Origin of the sequence: Bacillus sp. COPE52 (assembly GCF_003355115.1) — a bacterium.
In the GTDB taxonomy this organism is placed as follows: domain Bacteria; phylum Bacillota; class Bacilli; order Bacillales; family Bacillaceae_G; genus Bacillus_A; species Bacillus_A toyonensis.
This window is the reverse complement of the sequence record NZ_CP031292.1, coordinates 3,814,046-3,840,172: the sequence shown is the minus strand read 5'-3', so window position 1 is coordinate 3,840,172 and position 26,127 is coordinate 3,814,046. Positions and strand designations below refer to the sequence as shown.

Annotated in this window: 24 protein-coding genes and 1 other annotated feature (1 of these 25 running past the window's edge); all 24 genes read right to left on the bottom strand. The window is 36.4% G+C overall.

Features of this window, described 5'->3' with window-relative positions:
• Positions 1 to 222, bottom strand: a binding site (T-box leader); it reaches 3 nt to the left of the window's first position.
• Positions 223 to 273: 51 nt separating this feature from the next.
• The 24 genes from divIVA to bshC all read right to left on the bottom strand — a co-directional run bounded on the left by divIVA (position 274) and on the right by bshC (position 26,075).
• Complete coding sequence (gene divIVA, locus DPQ31_RS19340; RefSeq protein WP_001131611.1) at positions 274 to 780, bottom strand: septum site-determining protein DivIVA; 507 nt, start codon at positions 778 to 780, stop codon at positions 274 to 276.
• 89 nt (positions 781 to 869) lie between these two features.
• Complete coding sequence (locus tag DPQ31_RS19335) at positions 870 to 1,637, bottom strand: YlmH family RNA-binding protein (protein ID WP_098137290.1); 768 nt, start codon at positions 1,635 to 1,637, stop codon at positions 870 to 872.
• A gap of 15 nt (positions 1,638 to 1,652) precedes the next feature.
• Positions 1,653 to 1,916: a YggT family protein gene (locus DPQ31_RS19330; RefSeq protein WP_000214326.1), complete on the bottom strand. Its 264-nt coding sequence runs from the start codon at positions 1,914 to 1,916 to the stop codon at positions 1,653 to 1,655.
• Positions 1,917 to 1,922: 6 nt separating this feature from the next.
• Complete coding sequence (locus DPQ31_RS19325; protein WP_000119137.1) at positions 1,923 to 2,393, bottom strand: cell division protein SepF; 471 nt, start codon at positions 2,391 to 2,393, stop codon at positions 1,923 to 1,925.
• 19 nt (positions 2,394 to 2,412) lie between these two features.
• Positions 2,413 to 3,087 (bottom strand): YggS family pyridoxal phosphate-dependent enzyme, encoded by a 675-nt coding sequence (locus tag DPQ31_RS19320; RefSeq protein WP_000218001.1) that lies wholly within the window; start codon positions 3,085 to 3,087, stop codon positions 2,413 to 2,415.
• Positions 3,084 to 3,902 carry a peptidoglycan editing factor PgeF gene (pgeF, locus tag DPQ31_RS19315; protein ID WP_208730897.1) on the bottom strand — a complete coding sequence of 273 codons (819 nt, stop codon included), beginning with the start codon at positions 3,900 to 3,902 and terminating at the stop codon, positions 3,084 to 3,086. The genes DPQ31_RS19320 and pgeF overlap by 4 nt, the downstream gene beginning before the upstream one ends.
• A 118-nt stretch (positions 3,903 to 4,020) precedes the next feature.
• On the bottom strand, positions 4,021 to 4,305 hold the full coding sequence (locus DPQ31_RS19310; RefSeq protein WP_033657297.1) for a YlmC/YmxH family sporulation protein: 285 nt from the start codon (positions 4,303 to 4,305) through the stop codon (positions 4,021 to 4,023).
• Between the two features lie 171 nt (positions 4,306 to 4,476).
• Positions 4,477 to 5,256: an RNA polymerase sporulation sigma factor SigG gene (sigG, locus tag DPQ31_RS19305; RefSeq protein WP_000197755.1), complete on the bottom strand. Its 780-nt coding sequence runs from the start codon at positions 5,254 to 5,256 to the stop codon at positions 4,477 to 4,479.
• Positions 5,257 to 5,413: 157 nt separating this feature from the next.
• Positions 5,414 to 6,133: an RNA polymerase sporulation sigma factor SigE gene (gene sigE / locus DPQ31_RS19300; RefSeq protein WP_000976947.1), complete on the bottom strand. Its 720-nt coding sequence runs from the start codon at positions 6,131 to 6,133 to the stop codon at positions 5,414 to 5,416.
• A 19-nt stretch (positions 6,134 to 6,152) separates the two neighbouring features.
• Positions 6,153 to 7,070: a sigma-E processing peptidase SpoIIGA gene (gene spoIIGA, locus DPQ31_RS19295; protein WP_000261990.1), complete on the bottom strand. Its 918-nt coding sequence runs from the start codon at positions 7,068 to 7,070 to the stop codon at positions 6,153 to 6,155.
• A gap of 386 nt (positions 7,071 to 7,456) precedes the next feature.
• Positions 7,457 to 8,611 carry a cell division protein FtsZ gene (gene ftsZ, locus DPQ31_RS19290; RefSeq protein WP_000888976.1) on the bottom strand — a complete coding sequence of 385 codons (1,155 nt, stop codon included), beginning with the start codon at positions 8,609 to 8,611 and terminating at the stop codon, positions 7,457 to 7,459.
• 39 nt (positions 8,612 to 8,650) lie between these two features.
• Positions 8,651 to 9,958 carry a cell division protein FtsA gene (gene ftsA, locus DPQ31_RS19285; protein ID WP_001087556.1) on the bottom strand — a complete coding sequence of 436 codons (1,308 nt, stop codon included), beginning with the start codon at positions 9,956 to 9,958 and terminating at the stop codon, positions 8,651 to 8,653.
• A 401-nt stretch (positions 9,959 to 10,359) separates the two neighbouring features.
• The gene (divIB, locus tag DPQ31_RS19280) at positions 10,360 to 11,130 is read right to left on the bottom strand and encodes a cell division protein DivIB (protein WP_000798216.1); all 771 of its coding nucleotides are present in this window, start codon (positions 11,128 to 11,130) and stop codon (positions 10,360 to 10,362) included.
• A 98-nt stretch (positions 11,131 to 11,228) separates the two neighbouring features.
• On the bottom strand, positions 11,229 to 12,134 hold the full coding sequence (gene murB, locus DPQ31_RS19275) for a UDP-N-acetylmuramate dehydrogenase (RefSeq protein ID WP_000437053.1): 906 nt from the start codon (positions 12,132 to 12,134) through the stop codon (positions 11,229 to 11,231).
• Between the two features lie 62 nt (positions 12,135 to 12,196).
• On the bottom strand, positions 12,197 to 13,291 hold the full coding sequence (gene murG / locus DPQ31_RS19270; protein WP_001265419.1) for an undecaprenyldiphospho-muramoylpentapeptide beta-N-acetylglucosaminyltransferase: 1,095 nt from the start codon (positions 13,289 to 13,291) through the stop codon (positions 12,197 to 12,199).
• Between the two features lie 101 nt (positions 13,292 to 13,392).
• A complete protein-coding gene (gene spoVE / locus DPQ31_RS19265) occupies positions 13,393 to 14,484 on the bottom strand; it encodes a stage V sporulation protein E (protein WP_000753526.1) in 1,092 nt (363 codons plus the stop codon).
• Positions 14,485 to 14,574: 90 nt separating this feature from the next.
• Positions 14,575 to 15,927, bottom strand: coding sequence for a UDP-N-acetylmuramoyl-L-alanine--D-glutamate ligase (gene murD, locus DPQ31_RS19260; RefSeq protein ID WP_000860109.1), 1,353 nt, complete (start codon positions 15,925 to 15,927; stop codon positions 14,575 to 14,577).
• Positions 15,928 to 16,902, bottom strand: coding sequence for a phospho-N-acetylmuramoyl-pentapeptide-transferase (gene mraY / locus DPQ31_RS19255; RefSeq protein WP_087969781.1), 975 nt, complete (start codon positions 16,900 to 16,902; stop codon positions 15,928 to 15,930).
• 22 nt (positions 16,903 to 16,924) lie between these two features.
• Entirely contained in the window at positions 16,925 to 18,400 is a 1,476-nt protein-coding gene (locus DPQ31_RS19250) for a UDP-N-acetylmuramoyl-L-alanyl-D-glutamate--2,6-diaminopimelate ligase (RefSeq protein ID WP_000766323.1), read from the bottom strand.
• A 208-nt stretch (positions 18,401 to 18,608) separates the two neighbouring features.
• On the bottom strand, positions 18,609 to 20,525 hold the full coding sequence (locus tag DPQ31_RS19245; RefSeq protein WP_001266240.1) for a stage V sporulation protein D: 1,917 nt from the start codon (positions 20,523 to 20,525) through the stop codon (positions 18,609 to 18,611).
• Positions 20,526 to 20,606: 81 nt separating this feature from the next.
• Positions 20,607 to 22,706, bottom strand: coding sequence for a penicillin-binding protein (locus DPQ31_RS19240; protein WP_208732106.1), 2,100 nt, complete (start codon positions 22,704 to 22,706; stop codon positions 20,607 to 20,609).
• Between the two features lie 72 nt (positions 22,707 to 22,778).
• A complete protein-coding gene (gene ftsL / locus DPQ31_RS19235; protein WP_000182809.1) occupies positions 22,779 to 23,141 on the bottom strand; it encodes a cell division protein FtsL in 363 nt (120 codons plus the stop codon).
• A 15-nt stretch (positions 23,142 to 23,156) separates the two neighbouring features.
• Complete coding sequence (gene rsmH, locus DPQ31_RS19230; protein WP_000472506.1) at positions 23,157 to 24,089, bottom strand: 16S rRNA (cytosine(1402)-N(4))-methyltransferase RsmH; 933 nt, start codon at positions 24,087 to 24,089, stop codon at positions 23,157 to 23,159.
• Positions 24,090 to 24,458: 369 nt separating this feature from the next.
• Positions 24,459 to 26,075, bottom strand: a complete 1,617-nt coding sequence (bshC, locus tag DPQ31_RS19225) for a bacillithiol biosynthesis cysteine-adding enzyme BshC (protein WP_208730895.1) — start codon at positions 26,073 to 26,075, stop codon at positions 24,459 to 24,461.
• Between the last annotated feature and the right edge of the window lie 52 nt (positions 26,076 to 26,127).

Genomic DNA, 26,127 nt, shown 5'->3' with positions numbered 1-26,127 from the left:
AGGGACGAGAAAGTCTCCCGCGGTACCACCCTAGTAGATTCTATACATATGTATAAAACCCTCTTTATATTCTTAACGCGAATACACGCCTACGCTTACTCTATTTGTTCAGCGCGGAACTCCAGGGTGATATTCCCACTAATCTCCTTATCCTGAGCTTACACCGTCCTCAGTTCGCTATATAAGGTTTGAAAAGGTACTTATCCCTATCTTCGTTTTTCTTAATAAATATGTTGTTTAAAATTATATGTAATAATGAGAAAAACGTCAAGCTTACACTGTTTCTTCTTTTTTCAACAGCTCATCTACTTCGTCTTCTAACTCAATTAGTTTATCCCAATCATCGTTGTTTAGCATTTCAAGCTGTGTCTCTAATAACATACGGAAACGAGTTCGGAATACTTTCGCTTGTTTCTTTAGCTCTTCAATATCAAAAGCAACTTTTCTTGATTTTACTAAAGCTTCGTTAATGATACGATCTGCATTTTTTTCAGCTTCACGTACGATTAATTTCGCTTCTTTTTGCGCATTACGTTTTACTTCTTCCGCTGCTTCTTGTGCAACAACGATAGATTTGTTTAACGTATCTTCAATGTTAGAAAAATGATCTAACTTTCCTTCTAATTGCGCAACTTTTTCTTCTAAAGCTTTTTTCTCACGAATGACTAATTCATAATCTTTGATAATTTGATCAAGAAACTCATTTACTTGATCTTCATCATAGCCACGGAATCCGCGACCAAATTCTTTGTTATGAATATCTAATGGTGTTAACGGCACAACGCCACCTCCAAGTAGTTATCTAAATTTCCTCTTTCAATTATATCTTTTCTTCGACAAAATAGGAGGATTTCCTTCTAAAAAACCAATCATTTTAGTATACCATACAAAATTCTCCATTTGTCGCGTTTTGTTCTACCTTCTACAGAAAACAATTTACTTCGCCCATATCCTCTCACCGAAAACACATCTCCTGGATAACATTCATAAGAAGTTTGCTCTACTGTTTTCCAATTGACTTTTACTAAACCATTTTTTATGAAAGGTTGCACTTTCTGTCTGGATATATGTAACATTTCAGCCAACATAACATCTAAGCGAAGTGAAGAAACCGTTCCAGATTTCTCTCCCCACGTTTCATGAGTCTGTAGAATTTGTTCTCCTTGTACTGCTGATAAGGAGACTTTTACTTTCCCTATTGCTTGTAAGTTCATCTCAATGTAAGATACGATTTCTTTCGCAACTACAATTTGGGCACGATTTTCTTGAAGCAAAATATCACCACATTTTTCTCTCGTTAAACCAAGTGACATAAATGTACCTAATATTTGCCTATGTTCTAGCGTATAAAACTTGGAAGGATAGTCAATTTCTAATACTTCTACTTGAAATTCTTCTTCATTTAATTCTAGATAGTCTGGATAAATAAGTGCTCTTTTACGCTCTGCGTAAGGCGTTGCACCGTCAAATTGCACAGCAACATCTCCTTGTCCAATTACCATAGAAACAATTTGTTGCTGTCTTGGATCAAGGAAATCTGTTAGTTTCACTTGATGGTACTCTGCTGCTCGCTTCCACTCTAGCACTTTATCTACAAAGACCTCTTCATCAGGTCTGAAATGTTCGTAAATGCTCATGTATTTAGCCTCTTATTACAAGAAATAGCTGAACAAACTGAACAAACCACTTTTAGCAAGTTTTAACGCAAAAATCGCAACGAGTGGAGAGATATCAATCATACCAAACGGCGGAATAAATCTGCGAAATGGTTCTAAATACGGTTCACAAATACGTGCAAGAAAATCTCCAAAAGTTGATTCCTTTGCACCAGGAAACCATGATAGGAGGATGTAAATGATAAGTGCCCACGAGTAAATCTCGATAGCAGTAAGTAAAACATTTAAAACGGTTGTCATGGCGTATTACCACCTCTTTATATTTGTTTCTTCTTCTTCGCCGAATAATTCTGAAATTGCACCAACAATATCTACATTTTCAGGTGTACACATAAATGTTTTCGGTCCTATTTTTTGAATGTCCCCGCCTATAGCGTATACAGTACCACTTAAAAAGTCAACGATACGTACTGCTTGATCAGTAGACATTCTTTGCAAATTAATTACAACAGCTCGTCTACCTTTCAAATGGTCCGCAATACCTTGCGCTTCCGAATACGTGCGTGGTTCTAATAAAACAACTTTTGAAGATTGCTTTGCCGTTTCAATGCTCACAACATTTTGTTTCGGTTGTGCTTTCGGAAACGTAACATCTTGTTGTTCCGGCGGATCTTGCTGCTTCTTCATATCCGTTTGCTCCTTTTCATAGCTATATTGAGCTGCTTCTTTTTCTTCTGGTGTATCAAAAAAGAAGTATTTTACTTTTGACCAACTCATAATAAGATTCTCCTTCCTTTTACGCTTTTCCTACTAAAATCGTTCCCAAACGAATATATGTAGCACCTTCTTCAATTGCAATCGTGTAATCATTGGACATTCCCATTGATAATTCTTTACATGGCGCATGTAATAGATTTAGCTCCTGCACCTCTATTTGTAGCTTGCGCAAGTCCTTAAAGCAGCGACGAACTTCTTCCTCTTCTTCTGTAAATGGCGCCATCGTCATTAGTCCAACCACTTCAATCTTATCCAATTCTTGCAAACTTTGAATAAAAGAAACTGTTTCTTCTATTGCCAATCCTTGCTTTGATTCTTCAGATGAGGTTTTCACTTGAATAAAGCATTTCACTTTCTTATCAGCACGTTTCTGAATTTCTTTCGCCAGAGAAAGACGATCTAACGAATGTAAATAATCAATTTCATTAATGATTTCTTTTACTTTTCTCGTTTGTAATGAGCCAATAAAGTGCCAATTCACTTTTGAGCCAAAATGCTCGTATTTCTGTAAGAAACCTTCATTTCTATTTTCACCTAAATCGATAATTCCAGCTTCCATTACTTCGTTTGTTTTTTCAATCCCTACAGTTTTTGTAACTGCAACAAGTTTAATATCTTGCAACGAACGTCCAGCTCGTGTGCAAGATTCTTTAATAGCTTCGTTTACAATTATTAAATTTTCTTGTACTGTCACTTGTTTTCTTCCTCCTTAAAACCTATGAAACTCAACATTCTCCCTGTCTTCCCTTGATCACGACGATGAGAGAAAAATAGTTGTTCTTCACAGCTTGTACAAAGAGATGACATTACAATATGCTCTTCTTTTATGCCTGCTTGTACACATAATATACGATTAATTTCTTTTAAATTAATTGCGTACTGTCCATCAGAAATTTTTTTATATGGGACAGAACCGTTTACTACTTGCTGTGCCGCTGTTAACACTCTATCATCAACAACATAACAACAAGATCCGATTGCCGATCCAATTGCAACATGAATTTCATCACTTGAAATCCCTTCTGCACTCCATTTTTGAATCATTTCATTTGCAATCTCTTTTACAGTCCCTTTCCACCCAGCATGCGCAAGTCCTATCATACCATGTGATGGTGCATAAAAATAGAGTGGGACACAATCCGCGTAACAAGACGTTAAAAGAACATCGTTATTAGTCGTATAAATGCCATCTGTTTTTGAAATGCCATCCTCATATGAATAGACGCCACTTCCTTTTTCTTGTTGTCCTACTTTTTCAACCTGGTGATCATGAACTTGTTCAGAGCAAATCCAGTTTTCCAATGGTTTTTGTAACTTATTTGCTAAAATGCGTCTGTTTTCATGAACGTTCTCCACGATATCATTCACATGTAATCCTAAATTCATCGCATGAAAGGAGCCCGTACTTATCCCACCATCTTTTGTCGTAAATCCAGCAGTAATGTTTCCAAGTTCTTTCCACGCTTGTAAATACAGTATACCGTCCACATATTTAAATGGTTCTCTCATAAAGCGGCTCCTTTTTAATTAAAATAACAGAAAAAAGCATGGTACTTCCTGTCTATTTTACCATACTTTTATTTTTTCATAATACCAACAGAAAAAAAAGAGGAATTTGTAATATTCTTTATGAAATTGTCGTTGTTTGTATTGATTCTGTTACAGAATTAACAGGATTTACTCTTACAAGTATGACATCTTCCCCGATTTTCATAACTTCCTCCCAAGGAACTATAATTTCTACGTCTTTCCCAAAAATCCCAAGCATACGTGCCTGTTTGGAAATAATAATAGAGCAAATCTTCCCTGTATCGATATCAATCTCAATATCTCCAATATTTCCAAGCCTTTTCCCATCTGAAATATTTATAACATCCTTCATCTGTAACTCTGAAATCCGTATCACTCTCATCCTCTCCCTTATATGGCGAATTGGAAGTACACAGACTACTGTATTTCATATTAACAGGAAGTAACCGCTACTAAGGTTCATATTATTTTCATTATATGAACACGACCTCATTGCTATGAACGCAAACTATAATAGTACATATAAAAAGGCCTCACCATAAATGGTGAGACCTTATCCTTGAATCGTTTTATTCATTTGTTTAATAGCCGATTTCTCTAAGCGTGATACTTGAGCTTGAGAAATCCCGATTTCTTCTGCAACTTCCATTTGTGTTTTTCCTTGAAAGAACCGTTTTCGAATAATCATCTTTTCACGATCATTTAAACGCTTCATGCCTTCTTTCAGCGCTAACTCTTCAACCCACTGCTCGTCCTTTTGTTTTTCATCACTTAATTGATCCATAACAAAGATAGGATCTCCCCCATCGTTATAAATCGGCTCAAATAATGACACTGGATCTTGAATCGCATCTAAAGCAAATACAATCTCTTCGTGAGTCACTTCTAGCACTTTTGCAATATCCATTGCTGTTGGTTCTTTTGAATTTTCTGCGATCAATTTTTCTCTTACTTGCAACGCTTTATACGCAATATCTCGTAACGAGCGAGATACGCGAATCGGATTGTTGTCACGCAAATATCTGCGTATTTCTCCAATAATCATCGGCACAGCATACGTTGAAAATTTTACATTTTGGCCTAAATCAAAGTTATCAATGGATTTCATAAGTCCGATGCAACCAACTTGAAATAAATCGTCAACATATTCTCCTCTGTTATTAAATCTTTGGATGACGCTCAATACAAGACGTAAGTTTCCATTCACTAATTTCTCTCTTGCGCTTATCTCTCCACTTTGCATTTCACGAAATAATTTACGCATTTCTTCATTTTTTAGTACTGGAAGTTTTGCTGTATCAACACCGCAAATTTCTACTTTGTTTCTCGTCAAAGTGTTCCCTCCTATCGGGAGTTGCTGTACAGTGTAAAGTATTTCCTTTGAAGGGGATTTTATGCATGTGGTTTTCTCTTCATTTTTCATTTTAATTCCCCCTTCTTCTACAACTAAACAGAATAAGACCAGCCTACATAAAGGCTGGTCTTATTCTTTACACCATTTTATTAAATTCTTTTCGTAACCTTTTTATGATTCTTTTTTCTAAACGTGAAATGTATGACTGTGAAATCCCAAGCATATCCGCCACATCTTTTTGCGTCTTTTCCTCTTCTCCAGCAAGCCCAAATCGAAGCTCCATAATTTGTTTTTCCCGATCATTTAATTGGTGCAATGCTTTCATTAGAAGATGACGATCTACAGTAGCCTCTAAATCTTTTGTAATAATATCATCATCTGTACCTAATACATCTGATAACAACAGTTCATTCCCATCCCAATCAATGTTAAGCGGTTCATCAAAAGACACTTCCGAACGATTTTTATTATTTCGGCGCAAATGCATTAAAATCTCATTTTCTATACAACGAGATGCATATGTTGCTAATTTTATTTTCTTTTCTGGATTAAATGTATTTACCGCTTTAATAAGGCCAATTGTTCCTATACTGATTAAATCTTCAATATTTATCCCTGTATTTTCAAATTTCCTTGCTATATATACAACTAGCCGTAAGTTGCGTTCAATAAGTAATGACCTTGCCGCTTGATCGCCTTTTGGCAATTTATTCAAAAGAACTTCTTCTTCTTCTTTCGTTAACGGCGGTGGCAACGCTTCACTTCCACCAATATAATAAATTTCATCGGTCTTAATTCCTAGTTTCAGCAATACTTTATACCAAAGGTATACTAAATAAAATTTTAATTTCATCATATTATCCCGCCTCTCATAATTAAGCAATTACCATTTTTTGCGAAATCAACATTTTTGGATGTACAATGCATTGATACTCTCCATTGGTAGACAGTTGTTGTGTATTTAACCCAATCAATACTTTGTTTACAACGATTGAACTACCTTCATGATCAACTTGCACACTATCAGGCTTAATTGCCCACAAAAATTGACTCTCTACTCCTACTGCTCGGAAAGGAATTAAGCGTAATTTTGTCGCCCATCCAGAATCTTTTTCTGGTATTTGAGGAATTTCTGTTTTGGAATAAATTTGTTCTGTTAACCAAGATGGCAAACAATGTTCTAATGATGAAATATGCATAATCATTACGGGTGTTTTTGTTAACGGGTCGTAAAGTTGATTCCCACTGTCAATTAAACCTGCTAGTTCCAATTCTTCTTCAGCTAATTGAATTTTCACTTTCACGATTTGGTCATAGTGTATTTTCGTGATTTCTACGCTTTCAATACGCTTTTTAGAAAAATAATAAATTACTGGAAAACCTAAAATAACAAACAACCAACTAATTGGATCACCGTAAGAAATCGATTGAGATTGAACCAATCCATTTACCATCTCATTCGTTTGCAAAAAGAAATGAGTTCCCATTAATCCTCCACCAACCATAAAAGTGACAAAGTAAAAAGTAAAAACAGTTTGTGTATAATTTCTAAACGTTGTAAACCCAAAGGCTGTATACACAATAAGTAACGAGTACAGTAGTTTCATAATCGGATGTGTCATCATAGAAGCAAAAGGAGTAAAGGCAAAAATAACAATGGTGGAACCTATAAATGCCCCTAACACAAGCCTCCATCTTTTGATCTTCTTTTTTAACACGGTAGCTGTTAATAAAAGTAAAAGAAAATCAATGCAGGCGTTTAACAACCAAACAACGTCGGCGTAAACAACCAAACAATTCACCTCTTTTTTTAAGTTGAGACTAGTATAATGCATATCCAATGGGAAAGTGTGTCAATTTGCGGAGGTGTTTTTTTGTTATTTTGTGATTTCTAGACATAATCTGTCGGTAAAAAATAAAAGTATAGTTTCATAGAATGATATGTTTTTATTTTTTACCGACAGATGGGCTGAACTATATGTAACGAAAATTAAAAATCCTGTACTACAACTTTAACGCGCAATTTTAATCAGTAGAATCGGTTCCTTTTAACCCACATAAACCGAGCTTTTACGGGCCGTTAATGCGAGATAAATTTAAATATACAAAATAAAAAAAGACCTGCTCAGCAGGTCTTTTCCATTCACAAACAAAAAAGGAGCATGAATGCCCCTTTTTTTTATCGTCTACGACGGTTACGTAAAAATGCTGGAATATCGATATCATCTGAATCTGAATGACGCTCATGTACAACCGGCTCTTCACGCTTCATTTCACGTTTTACTTCACGTTGTTTTGAAGGCTGAGCTACTGGTTGTTGCTGTTGTTGCGCGTGATTCGCATTCGGACGAATCATTGGTTTTGGTGGTTGAGTTGCAATACTATCATCAAAACCAGTTGCAATTACAGTTACAATGATATCATCTTTTAATCCTTCATTAATAACAGAACCGAAGATCATATTTACTTCTGGATCCGAAGCTGAAGCTACAATGTCTGCTGCTTCTTGTACTTCGTATAAGCTTAAGTTAGCTCCACCCGTAATATTCATAATAACACCTTGAGCTCCATCAATAGATGTTTCTAGTAATGGACTAGAAATCGCTTTTTTCGCAGCTTCAGCAGCACGATTTTCCCCATTACCAGAACCGATACCCATTAAAGCAGAACCTCTATTAGACATAATTGTTTTTACGTCTGCGAAGTCTAAGTTAATTAGACCTGGTGTAGCAATTAAATCAGAAATACCTTGTACACCTTGACGTAATACGTTATCTGCTTCACGGAACGCTTCTAACATTGGCGTATTTTTATCAACAATCTCTAATAAGCGATCGTTTGGAATTACAATAAGTGTATCTACATTTTCTTTAAATGCCGCAATACCAGACGCAGCTTGTGTTGCACGCTTACGTCCTTCAAACGTAAATGGACGTGTTACAACACCAACTGTTAATGCACCTAGTTCTTTTGCAACTTGAGCAACAACTGGAGCTGCACCAGTTCCAGTTCCGCCGCCCATACCAGCAGTTACGAATACCATATCTGCACCACGAAGTGCTTCTTGGATCTGTTCTTTACTTTCTTCTGCCGCTTTTTTCCCTACTTCAGGGTTTGCGCCTGCACCAAGTCCACGCGTTAATTTTCCACCAATTTGCATTTTTGTTTCAGCTTTTGATAGATTTAACGCTTGTGCATCAGTATTCACAGCGATAAAGTCAACACCTTGTACACCGTGCTCAATCATACGGTTTACAGCATTGTTTCCGCCACCGCCGACACCGATAACTTTTATATTCGCTAATTGATCTTGAGTAGTATCAAACTCTAACATGTCGAAATCCCCCTAGAACCTCATTTTTCGTGTCCAATTTTAATCCCATAAATAACGGAATACACGTTTTACTTTTGACATCATACGGTCATCATTTTGATTATTATTGTTTTGATTACGGGTTTTTTGTTTCGCAGGTTGTTGTTGTACCGGCATTGGTGCTGGTGCTGGTACTGGTTCAAAATGTTCTTGCTTTTCCTGCACATTTTTCCCACGTAATTTAGCTTTTTGATATGAATGTTTAATTAATCCAACTCCACTTGTATATTGGGGCTCACGCACACCAATATAGTCAGGAGTTGCTACACGAACATTTTCATGTAAAATATCATATGCAAGATCAAGAACACCTGGCATAGAAGCTATTCCACCAGTTAGTACATACCCAGAAGCTACTTGCTTTACTCCTAACTTACGTACTTCATCTTGAACAAACATTAAAATTTCCTCTACACGAGCCTCGATAATATCCGATAACTCCAACTGAGAATATTGTTCTGTTTGATCGCTTCCCATAATAGGAACCGTAAACATTTCTTCTTCCGATGCTGTATCATAAAAAGCATGTCCATATTTCAACTTAATTTGATCTGCATTTTCTGTTGAAGTTTTCAACCCAATCGCAATATCCTTCGTTATATGGTCTCCACCTAATGGTAATACGCTTGTCGCTTGTAACTCTCCATCTTTAAAAATAGATAAAGTCGTAGATCCTCCCCCCATATCAACAAGGGCTACTCCTCTATTTTTTTCATCCGAAGATATAGCAACTGTTGCAGCTGCTAAAGGTTGAAGACAAATATCAACAATTTCAAGACCTGCTTTTTCTACACAACGAAGTAAGTTATGTAGTAAGGTTCTCGATCCTGTAATAAGTGTACCTTCCATTTCTAATCTTACACCGATCATTCCACGTGGATCGTTAATCTCGTCAAGACCGTCTACGATGAACTGTCGAGGTACCACATCAATAAACTCACGTTCTGGAGCAATTGACACAACTTGTGCTGCATCTAGAACGCGTAAGACATCTTCATTCCCGATTTCACGATCTTCATTTGAAACAGCGACTACTCCATGACAAGGAAGTAGCTGTACCTGGTTTGCATTGACACCTACTACAACTTGCTCAATGTGGATTCCCACCATGCGCTCAGCTTGTTCAATTGCTTTTTTAATTGATCGAACAGTCTCATCTATATCGACTATCGATCCCTTCTTTAAACCATTCGATTTTACATTTCCAACACCAATAATGTTTAAGCTGTCATTAACCATTTCACCAATGATGACTTTAACATTGGATGTACCGATGTCAAGACTAACATATATTTCATTGCTGTTCATTCTTTGGCACCTCCTTCTTTATTTATACCATACAACTCAATATATGGAACAACAATCGCAACTTTACTATTTATAAGAAAAATATTCAACGTCTTTATACGTTTCCCTTTTTTAACCCTATATTTTTCTTATTTTTATTTAACATTCATTTAAGAATATCGCAGTAACCTGTGAAGAACTGCTTATCTTGAAATAATTTTATTTCAAGTGTAAAAATTACCGCCAAGTATAAGTCTACACTAAGATGTACTCATAGAAAAGTGAAACTTGTACCAATCCTAGTATGAATCTAAGAATTTTTACATATTTTTCATCAAATGAACCATTCTAGTAAATTCGTATGCATATGATAGAACATTCGTTTCTCTTTTTTCTATATTAATGCAGTGAATACTACCGTTCTATTCTTTTTTTTCTTCTACACCTAACTCTTTCGTATATGCACCTACTTCTAAGTCAATTAACACCTTCTTACCTGGCTCAATTGTTTTTAAAATAAGTGGATAAGTTTCCATACGCTTTGCGAAATTTTGAATCGTAGTGCTCACTTCATATCCTTCATTCATATATAAAGTAAGATGGTCTTCATTCGCATTCGTCGGTGAATAACGAATTTCAGAAATAGACCTTAAAATAGTCGGAGTTAACTTTTCTAGTTCAGCAATTAGTCCCTTCATTTTCTCCTCTTTAAAAGGTTCAAAAATTGGTGCTGCAACAGGAAGTTTTCCATTCGGGAGTACATCAAGTGTTTTCCCATTTTCTAATAACGGTTGTAATTTTCCATCTTTGTTTATATAACCAATCGTTACATATTCTTTAATATGAACATCAATTTTGTTTGGAAAACGCTTTTTTACATTTACTGCTTTAATTTCTTTTCGTTTCGTTAAATTTTCTTCCGCTTTATGTGCTGTCACTCGGAAATAACTTGTATCATATGTCACACCTGATTCCTTCATTACTTGGTCATCTGTCATATAATGATTTCCATACACACTTATCTTTTTTATATTACTAAGCGGAGACCGAAAATAAATTAAAAAGAGTACTAATAAAAATAAAATTGATATGTATAAAATCAACCGATGATTAACATTTTTTTTGTTTTTTTTCTTTTGATTTTTTAATTTTGGTACACGATCTTGTAGTTTAATCACTTTACTATTTTTCATGTACGATCCCCCTATGTAACATAAAGAACGGCATGTTCCTCATGCCGTTCTTATCTTCTTATTATAACATAAATGATAATGAGCGGAATGAATAACCGTTATCTTCCAATGATTTCTACTTCTGTGTGCATTTCTACACCAAATTTATCCTTAATTGTATGCTTTATTAATGAAATCAAATCTAATACATCTTGCGCTGAGGCTCCCCCAGTATTAATAATAAAATTCCCATGCATTTCAGAAATTTGAGCTCCACCTATTTGATAGCCACGAAGCCCAGCTTTCTCTACTAAATCTCCTGCAAAATACGGGATTGGATTCCGAAACACACTTCCAGCACAAGGATGATTCCACGGTTGTGTTTCACGGCGGTAATCTTTATTCTTTTGCATGTTTCTTACGATTTCCTCACGCTCTCCTACCTGTAATTGAAACTCCGCCTCCAAAACAATACCAGGACGTTTCGTTTGCAATACAGATGTACGATATGAAAACTCCATTCCTCTATTCGTTAACCATTCAATTGTTCCGTTTTCAAATAGAATTAGAGCCTTTGACAATATGTTTGATATGTCTGATTTATGTGCTCCAGCATTCATATACACTGCACCACCGACACTCCCTGGAATACCACTTGCAAATTCCAATCCAGCCAACCCTTGGCGACTAAGTAATGTTGACAATTTAATAAGGGGATATCCGCCACCAACTCTTACCCTATGTTTTTCGACCTCTAAGTGGTCTAATCCTTCTCCTAAACGAATAACAACGCCTTCTATCCCTTTATCAGATACAAGAAGGTTTGAACCTCGACCAATTACAGTCCACTTTATTTTATATTTCTTTACTAACTGCAATATTTTCTCAATACCGGCAACATGCTTTGGCACAATTAAAATATCAGCTGGTCCACCTATCTTCATAGTTGTATAACGTGCTAACGGCTCGTTAACTAACACGCGACCAACATTTGCTTCTATAAGCTCATTTACTAATTGTTCCATAGACGCTCTCCCCCAATATTAAGTTTCCTTATTACAGTAATATGCAGGGCGTTCACCTAACGTTATTTTTTCACAAGCTTATTCATTACTCCATACAACTTATTTGCTGCATCAGGAATACCTAGTTGCTTAGCAGCTAGCTTCATATTTTGTAATGTTTGTGTATCTAATAAAATCTCATCAATATCACGAATAAGCGTTTCAGCTGTTAATTCTTTTTCAAGTAACATTTTCGCCGCTCCTTTATCAACAACTGAAAGTGCATTCTTCTCCTGATGGTTATTTGTTACGTACGGACTCGGAATTAACACACTCGGCTTACCTAATGCTGTTAATTCTGCAAGTGTTGTTGCTCCGGCTCTTGAAACAACAAGATCAACGCCAGTTAGTACCTCTGGCATATTATGAATGAAAGGTTTAATAATAACATTATTCGGATTGCCTTTTTCCTTCACAGCATCCATCACTTTGTCATAATGCACTTCACCTGTTACGTACAATACTTCGTAACTTTTATTTCCAAACTGTTCAATCGCTTCTACGAAAGCATCGTTAATCGGTCTAGCTCCGCGACTTCCCCCAAAAATAAGTACGGACTTTTTAGGAAGAGATAGACCAACTGAACGTTTCCCTTTCATTCCATTTTGATCCATTACCTCTGATGCTCGCGGATTACCTGTCATTACCACTTTTGACTGTGGAAAATGTTCTGTAGCTGCTTCAAAACAAACCGCAACTTTATCAACGTAACGACTTAAAAATTTATTCGTTACACCTGGTACACTATTTTGTTCATGCACAATAGTTGGAATACCTAGTTTTGCTGCCGCATATACAACAGGTCCACATACGTATCCACCCGTTCCAATCACTATATCCGGATTAAAACGACGAATATATCGTTTACTATCTTGTACACCCTTTAGAAAACGCATAACCGTTTTCACATTATCTAACGATATTTTTCGTTTAAATCCACTTATAACAATAGATTGGAACGGAATACCAGCTTTTGGAACGATGGTACTCTCTAATCCATTTTCTGTACCAATGTATAAAAATCTTGCTTCCGGATTTAATTTTTTTATTTCTCTAATTAAAGCAAGAGCTGGATAAATATGGCCTCCAGTACCCCCACCACTTACTAATACTCGCACTACTAATTCCTCCACTTCCCTGTTCTTATTCAATTGTATTTATTTCCATATACATATTGTATTTTCCACACATACGAAAAACCCTGTCTTTTAAACAGGGTTTAATAGCGAGAATGGCGACTTATATTCAATAATACACCTACTGCCATTAACATTAAGGTCAAACTTGATCCACCATAACTTAAAAATGGCAAAGTAATACCCGTAACAGGCATTAGTCCCGTTACAACACCAACATTAATCATTACTTGAATCGCAATCATCGCCACAATACCTACTGCTAAAAACGTACCATATAAATCTGGCGCTCCTAATGCTATACGAATCCCGCGCCATAGTAATAGACTAAATAATAATAACACAAATGAACCGCCAATAAAACCTAATTCCTCGGATAAAATTGCAAATATAAAGTCTGTTTGTGGTTCAGGTAAATAAAGAAATTTTTGTCTACTTTGCCCAAGTCCAAGCCCAAATAAACCACCAGGTCCAATTGCGAGTAACGATTGAATAATTTGAAATCCACTTCCGAGCGGATCCGACCACGGATCTAAATATGATGTGATGCGTTTCATTCGATATGGCGCTGATGCAATTAACCCTACAAATCCTGCTACACCAAGCAAACCAAACATTGCAAAATGAAAGACCCTTGCTCCCGAGATAAATATCATAATAATACATGTCCCAACCATTACCGTTCCCGTACCAAGATCTGGCTGTAACATAATCATCCCAAAAGCAAGAAATACAAAACTAAGAGCAGGTAGTAATCCACGTTTAAACGATGTAATTAACTTTTGTCGTTCCGCTAAAAATTTCGCTAAAAAAATAATCATCGCGAATTTCATAAACTCTGACGGTTGAATGGAAAATGCACCGATTCCAATCCAACTTCGTGCTCCCCCACGGACAAGACCTACTCCTGGAATTAGAACGAGAATAAGAAGAACGAAACAAACTAGCAAAATTACTTTTGAATATGTCCGCCACACCCAATAATCAATTTTCATGATAAAAAACATAGCCACTACACCAATACTCGCAAACAACAATTGTCTTTTTGCAAAAAAGAATGAATCCCCCATTTTATAAGAGGCCCAAACCGCACTCGCACTATAAACCATAATCATTCCGATTGTTAACAACGCAAGTGTAACGATAATAAGAATATAATCAGGCGTCTTCTTCATTAGCCATGAACACCACCTCTTTAGGCAGAATCTTTTGCCCTATGTAACAAAACATCAGTAGGTGTTAGCCTACTGATGTTTTGATTTACTTTATATAAGTTTATGCACAGCTTGTATAAAAATGTCTCCTCTTTCTTCAAATGTTTTAAATTGATCCCAGCTTGCACATGCTGGGGAAAGAAGAATTACATCGCCCTCCGTAGAATGAGCATAAGCTTTCACTACTGCTTCATCTAAAGTGTCGACACTTTCAATTATATCTAATCCCACTTTTTCTGCTGCTCTTACTAATTTTGGTGCTGTTTGTCCAAATGTTACAAGCGCTTTTACATTTTTGAAATATGGAATTAAATCATCGAATTCATTCCCACGATCAAGCCCACCTGCTAATAACACAATTGGTTGTGTAAACGCAGATAAAGCTTTCTCAGTCGCTAACATATTCGTCGCTTTTGAGTCATTATAAAACTTACGGTTGTTAATAGTTGTTACATATTCTAAACGATGTTTTACACCTGTAAAACGTTTTAACACAACCGTAATAGCTTCATTAGAAACACCTAATAGTTTCGCAATACTCATCGCAGCTAAAATATTCTCTAAATTATGCTGACCAGGTAAAACAATATCGCTTACTTCAACAACTTTTTCACCTTTGAAATAAAGAGCGTTATCTTTTATACACGCACCATCTTCATTTTCTTTCGCTGTCGAGAATAGTATTTTTTGACCTTTACTATAAGCAGATAAAGCCATCACATCTGCATCATCTGCATTTATTACACTATAATCGTTTTCTGTTTGGTTTTTAAAAATATTAGCTTTTGCTAAACCATATTCTTTCTTCGTCCCATGATAATCTAAGTGGGCCTCAAATAAGTTTAAAAACACAGCGATTTTAGGCTGGAACGATTCTACTCCCATCAGTTGGAACGATGAAAGTTCTGTAACTACAACTTCATTCTCTTTTGCATCCTGTGCTACTTCACAAGCTACAGTGCCTATGTTCCCTGCAATAATAGGATGCTTTCGTCCTTCTTTTAGCATTTCAAACGTAAGCATTGTCGTCGTCGTTTTACCGTTAGACCCCGTAATACCAACAAATGGCGCTTCTGAAATACGGTATGCTAATTCAACTTCCGTAACGATTGGAATCTGCTTTTCTTTCGCAGCAACTAATATTGGGTTAGAATACGGAATCCCTGGATTTTTTACTACAAGAGAAATATTTCTCTCTAATAATTCCAAAGGATGCCCCCCGCATACAACGTCCATTCCTTTTGCTTGTAATTCTGCAGCAAGCGTATTTTCTGCTAAAGGCTTTCCGTCATTTACAATAACATTTGCCCCTAATTTTTGTAACAAGGTAGCTGCTGCATAACCACTTTTTGCAATGCCTAATACAAGAATATTTTTATTTTGAAATTCAGTTACAGTTTTCAATTACATCCACACCCCGATATAAATTCCTAACATAGCTAATAAAAATCCTACAGACCAAAACGTCACAACGACGCGCCATTCTGACCAACCACATAATTCATAATGATGGTGTAATGGACTCATTTTAAAGACACGCTTTCCGGTTGTTTTAAACGAAATGACTTGAATAATAACAGATAAAGTTTCCATTACGAATACTCCACCAATAATTACAAGTAACAATTCTTGTTTTAGTAAAATTGCTACAGCTGCGATCGCTCCACCTAAAGCTAAGGAACCCGTATCTCCCATAAATACTTTCGCTGGATTCGCATTGAATACTAAAAATCCAAGTACAGCTCCTACAACTGCCATACAGAATATTGCTACTCCGAATTGCTCTTGTGCCACAGCAATAATACTAAACGCTCCAAATGCAATAGCGGCTGTTCCCGATAATAAACCATCTAAACCGTCAGTTAAGTTAACTGCATTCGACCCACCAATAAGCATAAATAATACAAGAACAAAATACGCCCAGCTTAGTTCAAACTTAACATCCGTTCCTGGAATCATAATGTATGTGTGAAATGCTTGCCCTTTTCCAATTAAAAAGAACGCAATTGCAATAATAAGCTGTCCTAGTAATTTTTGTTTCGATGTTAAACCAAGGTTTCTTTTCTTAACTACCTTTATGTAGTCATCTAAAAAACCAATTAATCCATAACCAAATGTCACCAATAATAGTAACGAAACCTCTGCACGTAAATGATTAAACTTAATTGCCATAATTAAGGTCGTTACCATCATAGATACATATATGACAATACCGCCCATCGTTGGTGTCCCTGATTTTTTTTGATGTGACTTCGGTCCCTCATCACGAATACTCTGTCCGAACTTTAATTTTCTTAAAAATGGAATAAACAGTGGCGAAAGGGCAACAGAAATTAAGAATGCTACCCCTGCCGTTACTAATAAACCTTGCTCAAGCACATGTAGTCCTCCTCTCACGTTGTTACTCTTCGTTGTTTAGACGCCCTGTAATTGCTTCTTTAGCAACTTCACGATCGTCAAAATGATGAACTTCTTTACCAATAATTTGATACGTTTCATGCCCTTTACCAGCAATAATAATAATATCTTCTGCTTTGGCTTTCGAAATAGCATAACGTATCGCTTCTTTTCGATCAACAATTACTTCATAATTATTCCCTTTTGCATCTTTTATCATATCATCTAGAATAGCCACTGGATCTTCGCTTCTTGGATTGTCTGATGTATAAATCGCTTGAGTTGCATATTCTACCGCGACACTTGCCATCACTGGCCTTTTCGTGCGATCTCTATCACCACCACAACCAACGATACAATACACATCACCGTTCGCAAACTGTTTCGCTGTTTTTAGAACGTTCTCTAAGCTATCAGGTGTATGTGCATAATCCACAATAACTGTGTAATTTTGCCCACCATCAACAACTTCAAAACGTCCAGGCACACCAGCAAGCTCTTTAATTACATCAATAATTGTTTGTAAGCTTACGCCCGAAACAAGCCCTGCTGCTGTAGCAGCCAACACATTGTATACATTAAACTTACCAATTAATTTCATCGTAACATCTACACTTTCATACGGTGTTACAAGTGTAAATGTCGTACCACCGCTCGTCATAACGATATCTTTAGCCATAATGTCACTTGAAACATCTATACCGTAAGTTACAACAGTTGCCGCTGTGCTTCTCATATACTCTTCCGTAACTGGATCATCGCTGTTCAATACAGCGTATTTTTTACGATTATGATTATAACTATTGCCAAGCTGTGCAAAAAGCAAGCCCTTCGCATGTTTATATTCTTCCATCGTTTTATGATAGTCTAAATGATCTTGTGTTAAATTCGTAAATACTGCAACATCATAATCGCATCCGTGTACACGCCCAAGATCTAAAGCATGAGACGAAACTTCCATTACTGTGCTATCTACACCTTGTTCAACCATTTTTGAAAACGTCTGTTGAAGTGTTAGTGCATCTGGTGTTGTATTTTTCACCTCAAATGTTTCATCACCGATTTTCATATTAATCGTTCCAATTAGCCCTGTTTTGTGACCATGTGCGCGCATAATTTCATCCATAATATGCGATGTTGTTGTCTTTCCATTTGTACCTGTAATACCGATTAAATGTAACTTGTGTGTTGGTTGACCATAAAAATAATCAGCTAAAACCGCTAACGAACGAAAAGTATTTTTCACAAGTACAACTGGAACGTCAACATCAATTGGTCTTTCCGCAACAATAGCAGCCGCTCCTTGTGCCGCTGCTTGCTTAGCAAAATTATGGCTATCAACCGTATACCCTTTCATACATACAAATAAGCTTCCTTCTTTCACTTTACGTGAATCAGCTTCAATAGATGTGATTTCTGGATTTTCTTTTGGAACAACTGGAAAATCATGCAAACATGATACAAGTGTATGCAACTTCATTTCACTAAACCCTCTCTACATTGTTTATTTATCTCTTTTTTAGTAAGCAACACATTACCTCCTAGTTAATTTAAATAGGAGGTACGTGCTACTATCGTCTAATACATAGACCTATTTATTAATGAGACACTTGCTGTCTCAAATTAAGTAACTCTTCTATAAAGAACTCACTTCCACCAATTGTACCATAAAACACATTATGTTACCTTTAATTCCCGAAGTAAATTCTAATTTTTGAGCCTTCTTTTACCTTGGCCCCAGCTTCTGGTGATTGTTTAATTACTTTCTCTCCATCTCCGCTTATATCTAGCTTCAAATCAACAAGTTGAGTTTGTAAATCTTTCTTTTTCATGCCAATTAAATTCGGAACTTCAACAGTTGGTGTGTCGCCCCATTTATATTCTTTCTCAACTTGTTCTTTTCTAGGTTTCACTCCCATAACAGGAAGTGCATCCCGAAGAATATTCCCAACAATTGGAGCCGCTACTACTCCACCAAATTGAGTGACTCCTTTTGGATTATCGACAGCTACATAAACAACAATTTGCGGATCATCCGCTGGAGCAAAACCAATAAAAGATACTATATAGTTATTCTCTAAATATTTACCATCTTTCACCTTTTGAGCAGTACCTGTTTTTCCACCTACACGATATCCGTCAATAAACGCACCTTTACCAGATCCCTTCGCTACAACATTCTCTAATGCATAACGAACTTTTTCTGAAGTTTCCTCGGAAATAACTTTCCTTTTATCAACAGGTGTTTTTTTACTAACAACTTGATTATTTTTCGGATCAATAAATTCCTTAGCTATATATGGTTGGTATAACGTTCCACCATTTACAGCCGCTGCTACAGCTGCTACTTGTTGAATTGGTGTAACAGAAACACCCTGCCCAAATGAGGTTGTTGCTTGCTCAACTGGACCAACTTTATCTAAATTAAATAAAATCCCACTACCTTCACCTTGCAAGTCGATTCCAGTCTTCTGTCCAAAGCCGAAGTTGCGAATGTATTTAAACAATCTGTCTTTACCAAGACGATCACCAAGTTCAATAAACCCTGGGTTACACGAGTTTTGAACGACTTCTAAAAACGTCTGGCTACCATGACCTCCAGCTTTCCAACATTTTAATCTGGCCCCACCAACTTCAGCTGCTCCATCATCATAAAACGTATCTTTCTCTAAGTCTACTAAATTTTCATTCAAAGCGGCCGCTAACGTAATGATCTTAAATGTTGAACCAGGCTCATACGTACTCCATACAGGTAAATTTCTATTATACACTTCTGGAGAAACACTTTGAAAATCTGCTGGATCAAAACTCGGTCGACTCGACATGCCTAAAATCTCACCATTTTTTGGATTCATTGCAATTGCAATCATACCGTCGGGATTATATGTTGACTCTGCGATATTCATTTCTCTTTCCATAATTCTCGTAATACGCGCATCAATTGTTAAGCCTAAGTTCAATCCAGCTTCTGGTTTTTTGAAATCATCACCAATATTAGGCATTCTTTGTCCTTTCGCATCTGCAAAAAAACGGACATGACCTTTATCACCATTCAGCTCTTTATCATAATATTTTTCTAACCCCATAAGACCTTGATTATCACTACCTGCAAACCCTAATACGTGTGATAAAAAATTCCCAAATGGATAGTACCGGATAGAATCCTCTGCAATATAAACTCCCTTTAAACTTAATCCTCGTACCTCTTTCGCTTTGTCATGCGATATTTTCCTGCCACCCTTATCTAATCTTACAATTGATTCCTTTTTTGTAACCCTCTTATAAATCTCGTCTTTTTCCACACCTAATACTGCAGCTAACTTCTCTGCAGTCTCTGCTGGTTTTTCAATTTGCCTCGGTACTACAAATACCGTTGGGGCACTTTTATTTGTGGCAAGTTCCACACCGTTTCGGTCTAAAATTTTCCCTCTTTCAGGCTCAAAAGTAATATTACGACTCCACGAATCTTTCGCGCGATCCGTTAACATATTCCCAAGAAAAAACTGTACATATCCAAGACGAATATCGATGATAGTGAAAATAAGTATACCTGATATAAGTATAAAAATAAGTCTTTTTCTAACCGTTACATTTGATACACGCATATTGGAACAAGCCTCCCTTACGCCTAGCTTGTTCCAATATATGCTTGTACTTATTTAATTAGAACTCCTTGCTTCTTACCATTATGGTTTTTCTGCTTCTTGTTGCGGTTCAAGTGGTGGCACTAGTGTTACACCTAATTCTGTACCCGGTTGCAGTAACGTTCCTTCTGCTACACTTTGTTCAGTTACGTATCCGGTACCAGAAGGTTTTAAGTTAAGCTGTAATGTTTTCGCCAAATTCATAACATCACGCAGTGCCCACCCTTGTATATTTGGCATTGTTGGCTTATCTCCCACTAAGAAGACTCGATCGCCTTTTAATGTTTGCTCAGTTGCTTTCGGTACTTGTTGCTGCACTTTTCCTTCACCAAGTATGATTGGACGGAGTTTTGCTTTTTCAATTGCTTTCCCCGCTTCAGCCATCGTTTTACCAGTTACATCCGGAACAGCAGTTTGTTGCTCTTTTAAATGTTTCTTCGGATCTTTCACTTCATTTGGCTTTATCTTTAAATACTCTAAACTATTTTTTGTTACATATTTAAAAATATCAGCTAACGGCTGTGCACCGTTCTCATCATCTTTCAATTTCGGCTGTTTAACAGCTACATACACAACAAGTTGCGGATCGTCCATCGGCGCCATCCCTAAGAATGAGAATATATAATTCTCTCTCCCTGTCATATAGCCACCTTTTCCATCCGGAATTTGCGCTGTCCCTGTTTTACCACCGACTGAATATCCCTCGACTTTATAAGCAGTTCCTGTTCCTTTCGGAGATGTAACAACACGTTCTAACAACTGTCTTACTTGCGCTGCTGTTTCTTTTGTAACAGGCTTTCCTACTTCTTCTGGTTTATGCTCTAATTTTACTTCCCCTGTTATCGGATCTACAATTTTGTCAATCGCATATGGTTTCATCATTTTCCCATCATTTGCAATTGACGTTGCAGCTTGTACAAGCTGAATTGGCGTTACAGTAGAACCTTGTCCAAAAGCCGTTGTTACTTGCTGTATTTGCTGATCAAATAAAATTGTATTAGAACCTTCACCAGGTAAATCAATATTTGTTTTCTCATCTAGCCCAAAAGCATTAATATATTTACGGAAACGTTCTGGACCAAGTTTTTGATCACCTAAAATAGCAAACGCTACGTTTGAAGATCTCTCTACCCCTTCATCGAAGGTAATAGAGCCCCAGCCAGCACCGCCATTATGATCTTTTATTTTCCGGTTTCCAACTTGATATGTACCAGACTGATAATAATCTTGTCCTTTGTACACACCTTCATTAATAGCTGCCGCTAATGTGAAAATTTTCATTGTTGACCCCGGTTCAAATGCATTTGAAATCGCATCATTGAAGAAATATTTAATTTGACGATCATTAGGATCATAACTAGGTTTAGTAGACATCGCTAATATTTTTCCAGTTTTCGGATCCGCAACAATCCCTATTAAACTTTCTGGATCATATTGTTTACTCGCTGCTTTCATCGCATCTTCTAAATAACTTTGAACCCGTTGATCCATTGTTAAATACACGTTATCTCCATTTTTTGGTGCCTCTACGTTCACTTTGCCACCATCAAGAGATACACCTTTACGATCGCCTGTATATGCTACCTTTCCGTTAGAAGCGCTTAAATATTTATCCAAACTTTTTTCTAAGCCAAATTGTCCTACCGAAGTTCCCTTTTCATTTGGTTTCGCATGACCTATGACGTAAGACGCAAAATCACCGTTTGGATACACTCTTGCATTTTCTGTAATAAAAGATATTCCCGGCAAATTCAGTGCCTCTATTTGTTTCTTCTGTTCTCTCGTCAAATCCTTGCCTAGTGTTCCAAATTCGACTTGACTTCTGCCTTCCTTATTTAATGCAGCTAAAATATCCTCTTCGCCTTTTCCTAGTACTCCCGCAATTTTCTTTGCAGTATCCTCTTTATTCTCAACAGGTTTCGCACCTTTTAATTCAGCTACAAGTTTATAAGAGTTTGCATCTTGCGCTAACACATGACCATTTTGGTCATAAATCGTTCCTCGATTCGCTTCGAGAACTCCTGTTTTACTATGTTTTTGCCTAGCAAGTTCATCCAAATCCTGATTATGCACTGTTCCTGTCGCTTGTATGTAAAAAAATCGGGCTAATAACAGCAAAAAGAGCAGGAGGAAAAATATCATAAAATAACCTGCTCCTTTATTGGTATGAAATTTAGTCATATTTTTCTTCATCTTTCCTTCACACCTATTGCCTTACTTGAGGCCTTTCACATTATTCGCATTAATTTCTAGCCCATGTTTTTTTGCAACTTCAGCGATTCGTTCATAGCGACTTAGCTTCTCTACTTCAGCCTGCAATTCTTGATTTTCTTTTTGCTGCTGTACAATTTTTTCTTCAATCGTCGCTGCTTCTACATTAACTTGATAAAGCCCTGCTTTATTCCCAATAAACGCTACACAGGCATACAATAAAAAGCCAATAAACGCTACATACATCAGTTTTTCGACCCTTGTAATCTTTGCTTTAACCTTCGGCTTAACCATCTGCTGTGGGGGCGTTTGAATTTGTACCTCTTCTTGCGCTTGTTGTTTGTACTTTACAGCTAAATTAGTCATACCTCTCTCTCCTTTTTATCGTTTTTCAGCGATTCTCAACTTCGCAGAACGCGCTCGATTATTTTCTTCCAGCTCTATATCAGAAGGTAAAATCGGTTTTCTTGTAATAAGCTTTAATTTCGGCTTAAATTCATCTGGGATAATTGGTAACCCTGGCGGCAATTGCGGCGTTGTACTATTTCGCTTAAATGTTGTTTTACAAATACGGTCTTCTAATGAATGGAATGTTATAACACTAACTCTTCCACCAGGCTTGACCATCTCAATAGCAGATTCCAACGCTTCTTCAAATACTTTCAATTCATCATTTACAGCAATACGGATTGCCTGGAAAACTCGCTTCGCAGGATGTCCACCAGTTCTACGCGCAGGAGCCGGAATACCTTCTTTTATTAGTTCCACTAATTCTCCTGTCGTTTCAATAGCTTTATTTTCACGATACGCTTCAATTTTTCTTGCTATTTGCTTTGAAAATTTCTCTTCACCATACTGGAAGAAAATTCTTACGAGTTGTTCATATGACCAGCTATTTATAACATCATATGCTGTTAATGGGGCATCTTGATCCATCCGCATATCTAACGGTGCATCATGATGATAACTAAAGCCTCGCTCTGGTGTATCTAATTGTGGGGATGAAACACCTAAATCGAATAAAATACCGTCTACCTCTGTTATGCCTAATTCCTGTAGTTTTTCAGATAAGTAACGGAAATTGCTCTTTACCGTTATAAACTGCTCACCGTATGAAGAAAATTTTTCTTTTGCATTTTGAATCGCTATCTCATCTTGATCAAAAGCAATTAATTTTCCCCCATCAGTCAATTGGGATAATAAATAAGAACTATGTCCTCCTCCCCCCAGTGTACAATCTACATATGTACCATCTGGCTTTATATCTAAGCCGTCTACTGTTTCTTTCAAAAGTACTGTTACGTGTTTAAACATTGTTGCACCTACTCTTTTTCCAATTAATTTATGTTAAATGTATTTCTTCCTCTAAACGTATTTCTCACGATCAGAGAACGAAATACTACTAAAGAACGACTCAGTTAACTTACCAACAAAGGCAGCATACTATACAAATCGCTATTTTCTTTTATTATATACTAAATTTTATCATTTTTTGCGGGAATTTAAATAAAAAACTGTCGAAAAAGAGAATAATACGTTTACATTTTGTGTGATTTTGTCATATATTTAAGTATCCTACATATATACAATCTCTACCAGTTATAAAATGATAATTCAGAAAAATTTCACTTCACAGTAAATTCAACAGAATAAAAATAAAATCCTGCTCCAAAGAGCAAGATTCTATAGTTTTATAACATGATGTTTTCCATCCCAAGAAAATGAATTCTCCATCACTCGATCAACGAAATCCAAACCGAACTGATTTAAATAATAACATACATTCCACACGCGCTCTTGCGGAGCTCCTAATGGACGAATTGCACATTGTATACGGCGGAATTTATTTAGTTGAACTTCATGTTTTTTCTCAACATTTCTTTTCAACATTCTTTCTAACAGTTCAATTTGTTCATTAATTTTCAACTCATTCTTCCCTGCGAATTCACTTAATCCTGGATCTATTTTTTTCACAAACTGTTGTAATGATGTATGAATATCAATAATTTCTTTTTTCGCCTCTACAAATCGATCGTCGATTGGTTCCTCTATTTGATCAGACAACCAGTTTTCACGTAATTTATCTACATCATGTAAAAACGGATCATTTTCTTGCAACTGTAAATCATTTAAATCTGTTGCTATATCTCTCTCTATATAAGTCATTGTAAGACGAGGAACGACAGGCGGCATTTGGAAACCAACAGTATGGAATACTTGTTGCAGTTCACTCCAATAAGCTATCTCCCCTGGACCTCCAATAAACGCTAGCGTAGGAAATACATACTCTTGCATAAGAGGACGTGTTACAACATTATTACTAAAACGCTCTGGACTTCTCTCCAACTCTTCAATCAATTCTTCATATGAAAAAGAATGTGTCCCATCTTTTCCGACAAACTTTCCTTGATTGTCTTCAAGCAGCACTCGCTCATTATCGATTTCCATGAATATATGCACTGCATTAGACTTTGTTTCAATAATTGGTTTATACCCTAATTCTTTAATTACTTCCTGCTGATTGTGAAGCCCCTCTTGCACTTCTTTATACTTGCTTATAATACGTTTGAAGAATGGAACCTCTAACTTCCTTAATTCAGGATGATGCGAATCAACAAGAATTAAACCAGAATTAGCAAACATGTTTGTAATAAGGTAAGCAAAGAAATCTACATACGTATTCGATTTATTCAAAGCATCATCTACAAATCGTAATACATCCTTTGTAAAATTCGTTTCTGGGTATGTTTTAAAAATCTCTTCCATCCATTTTCTACAATCTTCAACAGACAGTTCAGACTCAGAAGCACTCGCCTTTTTCGGATTACGGTCATGAAAAATAGTCTTTTTTATTTTTTTATTTTTCATTACAAAAGTATGATTAATCTCATCCATATCATGATCTTCACCAGCAATCCAGAATACAGGAACGACTTTAACGCCTAAACTTTCTTCCTTTTCCTTTGCAAGCTGTAAAATTGAAATAACTTTATGAATTGTATAAAGCGGTCCAGTTAATAACCCCGCTTGTTGTCCAGCTATAACAACATATGTATTTTCATCTCCAAGCGCTTTTACATTTTGAATTGTAGATTCTCCCGCTTGCAATTTTGTATTATATTCTAATAAATGCGCTACTAACTCTTGGCGGAAAAACTTCCTTTCACGCAAATCATGTAAACGTTGTTTAAAAGCAACTTCTGTTAACATATAATCAAAACACGACTGTATCTCTTTTTTACCGTTCATATAGTCCGCTACAATACCTTGTTGCGGAACAGAGATTTCGTTTATCTCCATATAATTCTTCCTTTCGTATCCAGTTCTCTCACCAATCCACATTGTAGTCAAT

Excerpts from the sequence above, each read along its gene's own strand:
- DPQ31_RS19335 (WP_098137290.1), bottom strand. The coding sequence starts at position 1,637 with ATGAGCATTTACGAACATTTCAGACCTGATGAAGAGGTCTTTGTAGAT.
- DPQ31_RS19330 (WP_000214326.1), bottom strand. The coding sequence starts at position 1,916 with ATGACAACCGTTTTAAATGTTTTACTTACTGCTATCGAGATTTACTCG.
- DPQ31_RS19325 (WP_000119137.1), bottom strand. The coding sequence starts at position 2,393 with ATGAGTTGGTCAAAAGTAAAATACTTCTTTTTTGATACACCAGAAGAA.
- pgeF (WP_208730897.1), bottom strand. The coding sequence starts at position 3,902 with ATGAGAGAACCATTTAAATATGTGGACGGTATACTGTATTTACAAGCG.
- DPQ31_RS19310 (WP_033657297.1), bottom strand. The coding sequence starts at position 4,305 with ATGAGAGTGATACGGATTTCAGAGTTACAGATGAAGGATGTTATAAAT.
- sigE (WP_000976947.1), bottom strand. The coding sequence starts at position 6,133 with ATGATGAAATTAAAATTTTATTTAGTATACCTTTGGTATAAAGTATTG.
- ftsZ (WP_000888976.1), bottom strand. The coding sequence starts at position 8,611 with ATGTTAGAGTTTGATACTACTCAAGATCAATTAGCGAATATAAAAGTT.
- ftsA (WP_001087556.1), bottom strand. The coding sequence starts at position 9,958 with ATGAACAGCAATGAAATATATGTTAGTCTTGACATCGGTACATCCAAT.
- divIB (WP_000798216.1), bottom strand. The coding sequence starts at position 11,130 with ATGAAAAATAGTAAAGTGATTAAACTACAAGATCGTGTACCAAAATTA.
- murB (WP_000437053.1), bottom strand. The coding sequence starts at position 12,134 with ATGGAACAATTAGTAAATGAGCTTATAGAAGCAAATGTTGGTCGCGTG.
- spoVE (WP_000753526.1), bottom strand. The coding sequence starts at position 14,484 with ATGAAGAAGACGCCTGATTATATTCTTATTATCGTTACACTTGCGTTG.
- DPQ31_RS19250 (WP_000766323.1), bottom strand. The coding sequence starts at position 18,400 with ATGAAGTTGCATACACTTGTATCATGTTTGCATGATTTTCCAGTTGTT.
- DPQ31_RS19245 (WP_001266240.1), bottom strand. The coding sequence starts at position 20,525 with ATGCGTGTATCAAATGTAACGGTTAGAAAAAGACTTATTTTTATACTT.
- DPQ31_RS19240 (WP_208732106.1), bottom strand. The coding sequence starts at position 22,706 with ATGATATTTTTCCTCCTGCTCTTTTTGCTGTTATTAGCCCGATTTTTT.
- ftsL (WP_000182809.1), bottom strand. The coding sequence starts at position 23,141 with ATGACTAATTTAGCTGTAAAGTACAAACAACAAGCGCAAGAAGAGGTA.
- rsmH (WP_000472506.1), bottom strand. The coding sequence starts at position 24,089 with ATGTTTAAACACGTAACAGTACTTTTGAAAGAAACAGTAGACGGCTTA.
- bshC (WP_208730895.1), bottom strand. The coding sequence starts at position 26,075 with ATGGAGATAAACGAAATCTCTGTTCCGCAACAAGGTATTGTAGCGGAC.